Source organism: Phyllobacterium phragmitis, assembly GCF_002980495.1.
Lineage (GTDB): Bacteria > Pseudomonadota > Alphaproteobacteria > Rhizobiales > Rhizobiaceae > Paramesorhizobium > Paramesorhizobium phragmitis.
In genome coordinates this window covers 222,692-235,509 of record NZ_PVBR01000003.1, presented here as the reverse complement: position 1 = coordinate 235,509, position 12,818 = coordinate 222,692, and the positions used below count along the sequence as shown (strand labels likewise).

The window sequence follows — 12,818 nt, the reverse complement described above, 5'->3', positions numbered from 1 at the left end:
TTCACCCGCGATATAACGGGTGAAGCCGCTGTGGATCGAGGTGGTCGTTTACACCGTCAGCCGGCGTGCTCGCCGGCCGCGATGCCGTCCAGCGCCTTCAATATGTCTTCCGGCAGGTCGGTATCGGCCACGGCGAGGTTCTCATCGAGATGGGCGATGGACGACGTGCCGGGGATCAGAAGGATGTTCGACGCGCGGCGAAGCAGCCATGCGAGCGCGACCTGCATGGGCGTGGCGCCAAGGCGTGCGGCGACGTCGGACAAGGTGGACGATTGCAACGGCGTAAAGCCGCCCAGCGGAAAGAACGGCACATAGGCGATGCCGTCGCGGGCAAGGTCGTCGATCAGGCTGTCATCGGCACGGTGCGCCAGATTGTAGTGGTTCTGCATGCAGACGATCTCACAGATCTTGCGTCCTTCCGCGATCTGCTTGGGCGTGACGTTGCTCAGCCCGATATGGCGCACCAGGCCCAGCAAGCGGGCTTCCTTACCTTTGACATAATCTGGGAATCTGCTCAGATTGAATCGAAGGGGGGATCTATGCAGATGGGTATCTGGATCAGCCTAACAGTGTATTTCGTACTGATGCTGGCCATCGGTGTCTATGCTTGGCGAAAATCCACTTCGAGCTCAGAAGAATATGTGCTGGGCGGGCGCAATCTGCCCCCCGCGGTGGCTGCCCTGTCCGCCGGCGCATCGGATATGAGCGGCTGGCTGCTGATGGGGCTTCCGGGGGCGCTGTTCGTTTCGGGTCTCGCACAGAGCTGGATCGGGATTGGTCTGTTTATCGGCGCCTACCTGAACTGGATCATCGTTGCTCCGCGCCTGCGCCAGCAGACCGAGGAATATGACAACAGCCTTACGATCCCCGGCTTTCTGGGCAATCGCTTTCCCAGCACCGCGCGGCTTTTGCGCGTTGTCTCTGCGATCGTGATCGTGACGTTCTTCGCGGTCTATACGGCCTCAGGACTTGTCGGCGGGGGCAAGCTGTTCGTCAGTGCCTTCGGCGGCAGCTATATGACCGGCGTGTATCTCACGCTCGGCATCGTGATGGTCTACACCGTCATGGGTGGGTTCCTCGCGGTGTCACTAACCGACTTCGTGCAGGGCTGCATTATGATGCTGGCGCTTGTCATCGTACCGATCGTCATACTGACCACAGGTCAGGGAGACGGGATCGGCGTGGCGGCGGAGCGCCTGCGAACGGAAGTAGACCCGAACTTCCTGTCCTTGACGGCAGGGGTGACTTTCCTTGGCTGGATTTCCGCCGTGGCGTGGGGATTGGGCTATTTCGGCCAGCCTCATATCATTGTGCGTTTCATGGCAGTGCGCACCGTGGCCGACGTGCCGAAGGCCCGAAATATCGGGATGAGCTGGATGGCCGTCTCGCTGATCGGCGCGATGGCCGTCGGCATCTTCGGTCGCGCCTATGCCATCCGCAACGGACTCGATATCGCGGACCCTGAAACCATCTTCATCGTTCTTTCTGACCTCCTTTTCCACCCGCTGGTAACCGGATTTCTCTATGCCGCGTTACTGGCTGCGATCATGTCTACCGTTTCGAGCCAGCTTCTGGTCGCGTCGTCCTCGCTGACCGAGGATATCTATCACACGCTGTTGAAACGTGATGCGACGGATCGCGAACTGGTCACCATTGGCCGGATCGCTGTGTTGGCCGTTGGCATTATTGCCGTCATCATTGCCAGCGATCCGGAATCACAGGTGTTGGACCTCGTGTCGAACGCCTGGGCCGGATTTGGGGCAGCCTTCGGACCTCTGATCATCCTGTCACTGACCTGGAAGCGGATGAACGGCTATGGTGCCGTCGCCGGTCTGGTCGTTGGCGCGGCGACGGTGGGCATGTGGATTGCATTGGGCCTTAGCGCTAAGCTGTATGAGATCGTGCCGGGCTTCATCGCCGCTTGGATCGCCATTGTTGTGGTCAGCCAGCTCACGCCGGATCGTGGTGAGTATCGCGAGTCGAAGATCGCCTGAACACAGGTATCATCATCAAATCAACAGTTGCTGTCTTTGGTTGATAAAGGCCACTTCGTCAAAGCAACGGCTGGCCGCCCCTGACTTCCGATGCATGAGGAGTGGGCGACTGATAGCTCAATTCATCGCAAGTGATTTGGCTTCTTGTCGGTCCATTGCGGTGGCGCGCCGTACTTGGCCGCCACGACCCCCACCAATCCAGGCGCTCGACCGAACGTGTCGCATGCGGCGTATTTCGGTTTGCCGCCGAGCCAGGATTTCATCCGCTGCCCTGAAGGAAGCGAGATGTCCAATCCCTTCGGCTCCTTGCCGGCGACAAGCATCCGGGAAAAGTCATTGCCGAATTTCGAGGCGAGGCTATAGGCGTCGCCGACCTCCGAAACGCGGGGATTGTCCTGGATCGAATTCGCCCCGCGGGCCCATACCATCGCCGCACGCTGAACGCCGCCGCTGTCGACCGCCTCCGCTTCGACGGCAAGTCCTCCAAGCCCGACGGGCAGCCGCGGCACACTGATGGGCAGGACGAAGCCGGTACCGACCGTTACGGCGGTCGCGACCCCTGCCATGGCCTTGTTCGTCGGCAAGATATCGGTGACGACGGACCGGATCGTCAGATCGGCCGGCTGGCTGGCCGGGACCATTTGAAATCTGTCGCTAAGCGCGACACAGAGCGCTCGGTCCAGTGCGTTCGACACCAATGAACGGTCGGCTTCCGTTTCCACCCGGGCTGCGGCACTATAGACGAATGTCGTTGGAACGATCCTCGCCGTCTTCACAGCCGCCAGACCTTGCCCGTCGACAAAATTACGCGACTTGGACAACTTTCCCTTGGGCGCGCCAAGATTGCTGTAGGAGGTGAGCGTCCCGCCTTCCTTTAGAGGTACCGAGGCACATCCGGTGACCGCCAAGGTCAAGGGTAAAGCCAGACATATAAGTCGGAGGAATGTTTCAATAGATGAATTGCTGCGCACGTTTTCTGGCCTTCCATTACGGATGTTCTGGGGGAGACCATGCGAAGGAAGGATTGCCGCAGCATTACGCAATATTAGGGAATATTGCGGGGTCAGAGCTGGATCGTCACCTGCGTCCCGGTCGCATCACTTTTGATGCTGACCTGACCCCGATGATTTGCGGCGATCTGCTTCACGAGGCTCAAACCTAGGCCTGCACCGTTGCTCTTGGGGGTGACGCGATAGAATGGTTCGAAAACCAGTTCTTGATGTTCGGCCGGTATGCCCGGCCCCTCATCGGCTACGTTGATCTTCCCGCCGGCTGAGACTGAGACCGTGATCATTCCGCTATTGCCGCCGTGGTCGATTGCATTGCGGACCAGATTGCTGATCGCCCTCGGTAAAGCCGAAGGGCTGCCCTTGCGTTCGAGGCTTTCCACATCGCTTTCGAATGAAATCTGGTAGCCGGCGGCGATCGCCAGGGGCGCGAGGTCGGCAACGGCCGTTCGTGCGATTTGGACGAGATCGACCGTTTCATGGAGATCGGCCGCCTGTTCGTTGCGCTCGAAATCGAGGAGTTGTTCGGCCGTCTCGGCCAGACGTGCAACGTCGTCCAGCAATCGCCTGCGTTCCCGGCCCTCGGGCATCCCGTCGATCCGCGTCTGCATGATGGCGATCGGTGTTCTCAGCTCGTGTGCCGCATCGATCAGGAAGCGCTGGCGTTTCCTGGACTCATGCTCAAGCCGCTCAAGCGTACCGTTGAAAGCAATTACCAGTGGGGCGACTTCCTTGGGAATTCCGTCCACCGGCAGTCGGGCTTCCGGTCGGCGCGGCTCGATCTCCGATGCCTTTTGAGCGACATCGCTGACCCTCGCCAGGGCGCGCCTCACGATGCGAGGAATAGCCAGGAAGAGCGCAGGCAGGGCAATCGCGATCAAAGATACGTAGATCGGGTAGCTCCTGGCCAAAAGGGCGAGAACGGGCCAGCCTTTGTCAGCCACGCCGCCAAACAGAATTCGAACCTCACCCATCGCAGTATCGACGTTTTCAATCGTTGCGATCTCGTTTGTCGCGGCGGATCCCCGTAAATCTGCTTCATCGAACAGACGAACCAAAGGAGCGAGCGCGATATAGGCTGGTGGGACGGCGCCATAGGATATCGAAGCGCCGTCCCTGGTGGCTGCAATAAACCAAAGTCCGCGGTTCTCATCCTCGAGCGTCCTGAGCTGCGGCGTTTCCAACAGTTGTAAATTTCCCGAACTGTCGCGTGCCACGGCCCCGGCTACCACCGAGACGATCTTCCCCTCCATGGCGATGTTCGGCGACATGATCGTGGTAGCCCAAATGCAAAGCCCCAGGATCACTGAGGCGACCACGGCGATGATGACGAGGCTGAGTTGCCAGCTCAGCTTCCACCAAAGTGACGGGTTCGATCTCATCGCCACGTGCATCATTCCTCCTTCAGGAGATATCCAACGCCTCGGATGTTGTGGACCGCAACGCCGGCATTGGCATCCAGCAGTCGCTTGCGCAGCCTGGAGATATGCGCATCGAGCGCGTTCGACTGGATTTCTTCCTCGTAATTGTAGACCGCCGCTTCAAGCGTCGATCGAAGGACGGTTTTGTCCTTCCGCTTGGCCAGCGCCACAAGAACCAGGAGCTCGCGCCTGGGTAGATCGAGCGGGGTCGAATCCACGGTTACGTTCAGATGTAAGGGATCGATCATCATTCGTCCCGCAACAATGTCCGGTTCCGCCAGATTGGGCGGTCGCCTTAGCACCGCGCGCACGCGCGCCATCAGCTCTTCGACAAGGAAGGGCTTGCCGAGATAATCGTCAGCGCCGAAATCCAATCCCTCGACGCGCTCCAAGGGCTCATTGCGGGCCGTCAGCACGATAATAGGCGTGTCGATGCCCGCCCGCCTCAACTTCGGAATGAACGTCAGCCCTTCACCATCAGGCAAACGCCGGTCCAGGAGGATCGCATCGTAGGCATTCTGACGTGTCAGCTCGAAGGCGTCGGCGAGATGCATCGTGTGGTCGGTGACGATGCCATGCTTGCTCAGTGCCACCGACAGCGCAGCAGCCAACTCCCTCTCGTCTTCGATTAGCAGAAGTCTCATCAGCCCTTCGTCCCCTTGTCCTGTCCTTATCTACTGCCAAGGTTGCAGCAGCATTGCGGAGCTTGAAAGGCAGTCAGGTAATGCTGTTGCAATTGTCGACGCCTAGCAACGGGACCATCCAGTCGCGAAAACGCGATGCGATCACCAGCGGTGGTCCCCACTCTACATCCGGGGATAGTCGCTATGGCTTTTAAATGGACGGTGAGATTGACCAAAGCACATCCTGTTCTTCGTATCCTGACCAGGTATCTCCTGTCTGCCATCATATTGGGCGTGCTTTTGGGAGGACCGCTCGTTATCCTGCTTGTCAAATAGAGCTGGCGCCTTGAAGTCGCCCGCCGCTGGGCGTGAGGCTGGCAATTTGGTGTTCGCGCAGCATGATCTCGGCATTCAGCAGCAGGCGCTCGCCCGGCGGCAGGGGCCCATTGCATGGGCGTTCTCTCCGAGCTTGCGCAGCAAAAGCGCCATTGCGAGCCTGCCGATCTCGTTATAGTTCTGCGCCACCGTGGTAATCGGCGGACAGGCATAGCGCGATAGCGGATGATCGCCCGCTCCACGATCTGGCGCGGATCTGCCCCGGTTGGTTCATTTGGCTTTTACTGCACCGATTATTGCGCAGAGACAGGTGTTGGCTTCATGCGGGTTTTTCGGGCCGAGACCTGATGGATTTGAGACCTTTTATCTGTTCGGCGCATCGCTCGGCCGGCAACCGGCAGGCAATCGCCAGGACGAAGACGGCGAGCGAGAAGACAGTGATCGCGGCAATATCCCAGCCGAAGGGCAGGATACCCTTTCCGCCGAATGTACCGAGGTAGGAGAAGATGCCGATTCCCGCGAAATAGGGAACGAGCCAAGTTGCTTCCCGAAAGTCGAGCTTGCCCGGGGAGCGCAATCGCGCATGGATCAGGAAAAGCACGAGCCCCGCCAGAAGCGCCAGCCCCAGCCGCCAGAGCGTGTCCCATCCGCTCCAGTAGATGATCAGTGTCGCCACCACAAATGCCGGCGCGGCTATCCACATCAAAGCGGGCAGGCGCAGCGGGCGCGGCTGGTCCGGCAGCAGACGGCGCAGCGCCACGACGGTCACCGGCCCCACGACGAAGGACAGAACGATTGCGGAGCTGTTGAGCTGTACGATCTCCTGGAAAGGCATCAGCAGAAAGACCAGCGTGCTGAATACGAAATTGACCAGAAGCGCCAAAAGCGGGATGCGGCGTTTTGAAAGCCGCGTGAGAATTTTCGGAAAGAAGCCGTTTCTCGACAGCGCATAGGCGAGGCGCGCATTGGAACCGGTAGCCACCAGACCGCCGCCGAACGGGCCGAGAACGGCGCCGACGTTGAGCAGGCTGACGAGCCACAACAGTCCAAGCGAGGTGGCAATCGCCTCGATGGGGCCGAGCTGGGCATTGCTCAGCAGGCCGTTCCAGCCGTTGGACAGCATGTCGGACGGCATCGCGCCGACAAAAGCGAGCTGAAGGCTGCCATAGATGACAAAGCAGATCACGACCGACAGGATGAGCGCCAGGGGAACTGTGACGCCGGGACGATGGACCTCGCCCGCCATGTCGATCACATGGCGAAAACCGATAAAGGAAAAGATGATGCCGCCCGTCGATACGGCGGCAAAGATCCCGTGCAGGCCATAGGGCGAAAAGCCTCCCGCGCTGCTGAAATTGGCGGTGTCGAAACGCGCCCACATAAGCGTGACGATGATGACCAGCGGAATGGCGATCTTCACCCAGGTCAAAGCGGAATTGACCCTGGAAAAGAACTGTACGCCGACAGCATTGATGAGCGTGAAGAGGGCAAGAAATCCCGCTGCCAGCAAAAGGGTCGGCCAATCCGACATGTCGCCGCTGATCCAGCCGAGGTGGGGCGCAAGGTAACGCAGCATCGCCTCCACTTCGATCGGTGCCGTGGTGTTGTAACCGATCCAGGCACTCCACCCCATCGCCATCGCCACCACATTGCCATGACTGAACTGCGGAACACGGGCAATCCCGCCCGGCACCGGCAGCATGGCGGAAATCTCGGCGAATGTGAGCGCGATCAGGAGCATTGCTATGCCGCCGATGCCCCAGGCGATAATTGCCGCCGGTCCGGCCTGCTCGCTTGCAAGAAGTGGTGCGAACAACCAGCCTGAACCCAGGACGGCACTCACTGCCACGAACATGAGGCCGATCAACCCCATTTCGCGTTTCATATGGCCGCTTTTATTCACAATGCCCCAAGAGCTTTAAGTTCTTTTCTTAGTTTGCGCGATGATTCGTGACGACTGAGAGTGAAGATCGCCGACTCGGTGAATTTGTGCAAGAACAGCTTCAGTAAAATCCACCAGATGGTGTAGAAATCCCTATCGCCTGCTATTTTGACGTAGCGCAGCGCAAGGCGATCACAACCACGGGATCGGGGCAATCAGGACGCTGTATGCCACCGCCATCACCATGGCGGGTTACACGCAACCTGGATTACGCCACGCGGCAATCGCCGAGCTAGACGGGCCTTCCACCCACCATGCCGCCGATGAGGCCAACAAGCACGCTTCGAAAAAATGATCCTCTCGAGCATCTTGTAGCTCTGACAGGTCAACCTGTGATACTTCGATTCGATAACAATGGTGCCGGGGTGAACCGATGCAATATGTATTACGCAACACTTTGATGCAGATCCTCGGTTTTGGCGTCCTCGCGCTGGTATGGGCCAAGCACAGGCTGCAGGGCTACACCAAACCGAACACCGTAGCCGACGAAAATTGGGAAGGCCGCCACGCCTATGTGCAGGACGTGGTCGAGTCGTGGCTTCGCTTCATGCCGCGGGACGTGGAGATCAGGGATCGCGATGTTCTCGAGCTTGGGCCCGGCTCCTCACTTGGAACGGGAGCGCTCTTGCTGGCGCATGGCGCGCGGTCCTATCTGGCTGTCGATGCGTTCCGCCTCACGGGCGGAGAGCCCGCCAGCTTTTTTGCGGAGACGATAGACCGATTTCCCCATCGTCTGAAAAAAGCAGACATTGCCCGTGCCAAGACGTCGACCGCCAAGCGTACCGATGAATTCGACTATCAGGTCGAGGCGGATTTCGACATTGCGAAGCTCGCCGGCGGCAGACAATTCGACATGATCGTCAGTTGCGCGGCCTTCGAGCACTTTGATGACATCGACCGGACGATCGCCGATATCAGCCAAGTCGCGCGTCCCGGCTGCGTCAGTCTCCACATCGTCGATTTCCAGACGCATTCGCGCTGGATCCGTGATCGCGATCCGAACAATATCTACCGATTCCCCAATTGGCTCTACGCAATGCTGTCGTTTCCCGGGCAGCCGAACCGCAAGCGCCCCGCCGACTACAGGCGCGCGTTCGAGAAGAACGGCTGGAAGGATGTTCGGGTCGTGCCTGCGGTATCGATCGGTCAGGATATTCTCGCCCCGTCTCTCCAAGGCCTCGCTGCCCCATTCAACGGCCCCGACATGGACATGTCCATGCTGCATGGCGTCGTCATCGCGTTCCGCCCCTGAACGATCCAGTGGGCTTGGACCTTTGGTCCACGGCTTAAACGTCAAGACGGACGTGCCCAGTGAAACGGTCAAGCAGACATTCGCCTTGCCGCTCTGATCAGGTTGGACTGCCGCTCGCGGATGGCCCCGAACGGCCCTCTACCCTGTTTCAGCTTGTGAAACCGTAGTACTGAGCGAAGCTGTTTTCGATGCCTCGGCAATCAGAACGGCATTGCTTTCGGCTAACTCACTGGAGGGCAGCATCGCGCCATCCTCCAGCCCAATCCGCGCATCGACGCCGCGGCGAATGGACTCGTGATAAAACGGCCACATGGTCGTTTCGGACCCGTGCAAGAGGCGCGGCAGGGTGAGAGAGGCCTCATCGAGGATCGCGAATATCGCGTTCGCCACGGCGAGCCCCTCCTTGAAATCCTGTTCATCGATTTCGATGAGCACGCGAAGGCATTGTCGGGCAAGGCGGAGATTGACGAAACGGCGCGCGTCGGCGGGCGACCCAAGGCCGGCCTCCACACCGACGCCCTTCTGCAGCATCAAGTCGATGACCTCCGGCGCATCCTCTTCCTCAAGATTGACCGACACGTAATCAGGCAGCGCTGTCCAGTTCTCGATTTGCCGCTGGCGCGCTCGGCCGCCGGGCCTGATCCACCCTCCGGTCGATAGTCCGACGGGAATGCCCGGCACGCTTGCCCGCACCGCGCCGAGCGCCGCAGCCACGTCGTCAGGATCGAGGCTCTCGAAGCCGTCGCGGTCGCGAGGGTGAATGTGAAGCTCGGCGGCACCGGCATCGACGACAGCGCGGGCGTCGACGGCGATCTCCTCGGGGGAAAGCGGAACCGCCGGATGAAAAGTCCTGGTGCGGCCTCCGTTGAGACATGCCTGCAGCATTTCCGTTGCCTTCATCTTCCTGCTCGATCAGCATAGCCTGGAAAACGGCACGTTCAACTGACAGATGGTGCCTGTGGATAGCGGATATTGAAGGCGCTCTTTGATAAAGGTTATCCGCTGTTCACTGCCGATCCGCATGTTGCCGATCTTTCAGGTCTCCCGCTATGGACAGGCGGGTCATTCGATATGAGCAAGGCCTGATGACGGAAAAATGGGCGGCCAATTTCGTTCCCTACCGGCATCTCCCATCCATTGCGGAAACGAACCGATCGAAAACCGCGTCCGATCCCACCTGGCCGCCCTTGAGCATCAGTCGCATATCGTTCCGCTGTACGACGTTTGAGCCCGCGACGCAGATGGCGACGCCGGTGTCCAACTGTTCCTCGAAAGCCAGGCTGTCGAAGCCAAGCCGACGGACGACGACGCTTGAGGTATCCCCGCCGGCTATTCCCAAAGCGCGAACGGCGTGCCGATCGAGCGTGGCGGCGACCAGATCAGCCAGTTTGTGCGAGAGCTCGGCTCCACCGGAGCGGTAATTCTCGGACGGGGTGAGATATGCCAGTACGTTCTCATCGGTTGCCAGCGCCGCAGCGCAGCGCGCTGCGAACTGGCCGACCGTGGTCTCATTCGCCAGGTCTTGCGAACGGATCGGCACGCGGTTGAAGCGGCGGGCGGCTTCCACCTGGGCGGCGGTGACCTCCGAGCGGCTGCCAGCCACGACGAGACATGGTCCCCTGTTTCCGTTATCTCGCGCCGGAACCACCGGGCCGTGCGGCCGAGGGGCACTGGCAAGCGCTTCTGCGACGCTGCTGGCCCCAATGATCAGCAGCGGACGATCATTGCTGCCGAAGCCGTCCAACGCGGCGCCTATCGTGTCGAGATGTGCCTGATTGCAGGCGTCGAAAAGCATGTGCCGTTGGCCTGCGCGCAAAAGGCCTTCGATGTGTGCCTTCAGGGCGGCAGGACCTTCCTCTATCGTCGGCCATGCAACGAGTTGCAGTCCCTGGAAGTCCTGCCGTGCAAGATGGATGCGCAGGTCTGCTTCCGTCATCGGCGTGATCGGATGGCGGCGCATTACCGGGTGCCGGTCGATCCGATCGACCTGGCCGTTTGGACCGCGCGCGAAGAGATTTCCGAATGCGCAATAGCGCCCGAGGCTCGGCTGCCCGCCAATGATTGCCACGAGTTCAGGGGCGAGATGGTGTTCCAGCGCGGTGACCGCGGCTCCGATGCTGCCCACTTCGCGGCTGGAATCAAAGGTAGAACATATTTTGTAGTGCACGATCCGGGGCGACAGCGCCCTGAGCCCAGGCGCCATCGTCTCGATCTGTGTGGTGATGACGTTGGGCGGCAGCGCACGGAACTCGGTGGCTATGCCGACCGCATCGAGACGCTCCTCTGCAATAGCTTCAGGGTCCGGTGGGTCGAGGAACAGGCGGACGCGCCGCCCGGCGCGCGCCAGCGTTGCAAGCGTGTCCGATGCTCCGGTGAAATCGTCGCCGACGAAAACATACTCGACCGCCACCGTCAGCCTCCGAAGAACCCGAGAGCCGCACGCAATTCCGGCAGGCCTTCCGCGGCCTTTTTGAGCGGCGTTCCCGATGCCACGGCCTCATAGGCCTGGCGAAGGCTCTTCACACCGGCTGCCGGGCCGTCGGGGTGGGCCAAAATTCCGCCGCCGGCAAGGAACATGAAGTCGGCCGAGCCGATGGCCTCGTGGGTCAGGGGCAGGGTGCCCGCCCATTGGCCGGAGGAGAAGACGGGCAGCACCGCATCCGCGTCGTCCGCCGCGTCGGCGGCGAGCGGCCGCAGGCAACGGCGGGCGGAGGAGGCCACCTCCTCTGCAGGATCCGAGAACTTGCCGCCCATGCCGTGGACGTGCATGTGATCAATGCCTGCAAGACGATAGAGCGCCTGGTAGGCGTTGAAGCTGATACCAAGTGCCGGGTGGCGCGAGAAGGCGCCGAAGCCGTTTCTATGGCCGTGAAGGGCAAGCGGGGTGGAGCGCCGAAGGCTCTGGAGGGCGGACAGGCCGCACCAGTTGAGGCTTGCCATCACGCAGGAGCCACCTTCGCTTTCCACCAGGTCGGCGTGGCGGCGCATGGCATCGGTTTCATCGGTTACGTTGAAGGCCACCATGACGTCCCGGCCAGTACGCTCGCGATAGGCTCGAACCTTTCGCATGACCGCCGGAACCCGCTCGGCAAGCGGAGCGTGGTCCGGATCGGCGCAGACTTCGTCGTCCTTGATGAAGTCGACACCCGCCTCGCAGAGCAGGCCTACGAGATCCGCGATCTCCGATGCGGCCATGCCTACATTGGGCTTGATGATGGTGCCGAAGAACGGCCGATCCTCGACGCCAAGCTTCCGGCGCGTTCCCTGAACACCGAGACGCGGCCGTTCGAAGCGCTCGCGATAGGCCTGCGGAAGCGAGACATCGACCAGCCGGAGCCCGGTGACCTCTCCCAGATCGTAGAGATTACCGGCGAGGGTCGCCGCAAGCGTGGGCAGGTTGGCGCCTATATTGGCGATTGGAAAGGCAATCCTCACCATCGCCCGCCGGTAGGGACCGGCAGTTCCCTTGCGTTCCAGATAGGCGCTCGCGAGGCTGGGTCGCGCCAGCGGCTTCAGCTCTTCAATCGACAGAACCTTGGCTGCGGCGCGCTCGCGCAGCGCCTCCGTCTCGCCGGCGACACGGACAAAGGTTCCGCTGCTCTGCTCGCCGGCCATGATCGCCGCTACTTTCTCAGGCTCGAGCGGCGTCTCGATCAGGTAACGGGCTTCTACGGTTGCGGTCTTCATCGGGGACCTCACAGCGATGAAAGGTCGGGGAAAGGGCGGATCGGGTCAAAGCCGTCCCAGCCGTCGGACGCTTGGCGGATCAGGTCGAAAAGCCGGCCTTTCGGTCCCATGACCTCCGAGAGCTCGATCACCGTGCCGGGATGGGCCTCCCGGTCGAAATAGACGAAACGGCCGTTTGCCCCGACCTTGCCGCTCATCTTCCGTGTGAAGCCTTCCGCTTCCATGCGGGCGAGATCGGCATCGTAATCCCTCGTCCAGTAGGCGACATGCTGCAGGCCGCGGTGGCCGGCGTGCATGAAGTCGCGGTACATGGAGGGGGCATCGTTGCGCGTCTGGATCAACTCGACCTGCAAGGCGCCGCTATTGGCAAGGGCGACGGAGTTGTGGACCTCATAGGCCCGGCCATCATAGCGATAATCCTCGATCGGCACCCGGGGATTGTAGAACCAGGGCCCGACACCCATGGCCGAATGCCAGTGCGCCATGGCGGCTTCGATGTCGTCGACCACATAACCGAGCTGGCGGATCGCGCCTAGAAATCTGCTCATCTTCGAAT

General features: G+C 60.7%; 10 protein-coding genes and 2 pseudogenes. 2 read left to right on the top strand and 10 right to left on the bottom strand.

The window, feature by feature from the left end; all coding sequences use genetic code 11:
- Positions 1-56 precede the first annotated feature (56 nt).
- Positions 57-485, bottom strand: a pseudogene (locus C5748_RS05185) (aldo/keto reductase); the annotation flags it as partial.
- A 54-nt stretch (positions 486-539) separates the two neighbouring features.
- Here C5748_RS05185 and putP point away from each other — a divergent pair.
- Positions 540-1,994 (top strand): sodium/proline symporter PutP, encoded by a 1,455-nt coding sequence (gene putP, locus C5748_RS05180; RefSeq protein ID WP_105740863.1) that lies wholly within the window; start codon positions 540-542, stop codon positions 1,992-1,994.
- 122 nt (positions 1,995-2,116) lie between these two features.
- Here the strand turns inward: putP and C5748_RS05175 are convergent, their stop codons facing one another.
- The 5 genes and pseudogenes from C5748_RS05175 to C5748_RS05155 all read right to left on the bottom strand — a co-directional run bounded on the left by C5748_RS05175 (position 2,117) and on the right by C5748_RS05155 (position 7,266).
- Entirely contained in the window at positions 2,117-2,926 is an 810-nt protein-coding gene (locus C5748_RS05175; RefSeq protein WP_105741027.1) for a DUF3313 domain-containing protein, read from the bottom strand.
- 131 nt (positions 2,927-3,057) lie between these two features.
- Positions 3,058-4,395 carry a sensor histidine kinase gene (locus C5748_RS05170; protein ID WP_425350203.1) on the bottom strand — a complete coding sequence of 446 codons (1,338 nt, stop codon included), beginning with the start codon at positions 4,393-4,395 and terminating at the stop codon, positions 3,058-3,060.
- Positions 4,395-5,066 (bottom strand): response regulator transcription factor, encoded by a 672-nt coding sequence (locus tag C5748_RS05165; RefSeq protein ID WP_105740862.1) that lies wholly within the window; start codon positions 5,064-5,066, stop codon positions 4,395-4,397. Before C5748_RS05165 ends, C5748_RS05170 begins: the two co-directional genes overlap by 1 nt.
- A gap of 307 nt (positions 5,067-5,373) precedes the next feature.
- Positions 5,374-5,621: pseudogene (locus C5748_RS05160) on the bottom strand (substrate-binding domain-containing protein); the annotation flags it as partial.
- A gap of 79 nt (positions 5,622-5,700) precedes the next feature.
- Positions 5,701-7,266: an APC family permease gene (locus C5748_RS05155; RefSeq protein WP_105740861.1), complete on the bottom strand. Its 1,566-nt coding sequence runs from the start codon at positions 7,264-7,266 to the stop codon at positions 5,701-5,703.
- A 430-nt stretch (positions 7,267-7,696) separates the two neighbouring features.
- On the opposite strand from C5748_RS05155, the gene C5748_RS05150 reads away from it, so the two are divergent.
- A complete protein-coding gene (locus C5748_RS05150) occupies positions 7,697-8,575 on the top strand; it encodes a class I SAM-dependent methyltransferase (RefSeq protein WP_105740860.1) in 879 nt (292 codons plus the stop codon).
- 138 nt (positions 8,576-8,713) lie between these two features.
- Here C5748_RS05150 and C5748_RS05145 read toward each other — a convergent pair whose 3' ends face one another.
- The 4 genes from C5748_RS05145 to C5748_RS05130 form a co-directional block, all read right to left on the bottom strand.
- Positions 8,714-9,475 carry a 3-keto-5-aminohexanoate cleavage protein gene (locus C5748_RS05145; protein ID WP_245428817.1) on the bottom strand — a complete coding sequence of 254 codons (762 nt, stop codon included), beginning with the start codon at positions 9,473-9,475 and terminating at the stop codon, positions 8,714-8,716.
- 217 nt (positions 9,476-9,692) lie between these two features.
- Positions 9,693-10,985, bottom strand: coding sequence for a four-carbon acid sugar kinase family protein (locus C5748_RS05140; protein ID WP_105740859.1), 1,293 nt, complete (start codon positions 10,983-10,985; stop codon positions 9,693-9,695).
- 2 nt (positions 10,986-10,987) lie between these two features.
- Complete coding sequence (locus C5748_RS05135; RefSeq protein ID WP_105740858.1) at positions 10,988-12,262, bottom strand: ribulose-bisphosphate carboxylase large subunit family protein; 1,275 nt, start codon at positions 12,260-12,262, stop codon at positions 10,988-10,990.
- Between the two features lie 8 nt (positions 12,263-12,270).
- Complete coding sequence (locus tag C5748_RS05130) at positions 12,271-12,810, bottom strand: VOC family protein (protein WP_105740857.1); 540 nt, start codon at positions 12,808-12,810, stop codon at positions 12,271-12,273.
- Positions 12,811-12,818: the final 8 nt, after the last annotated feature.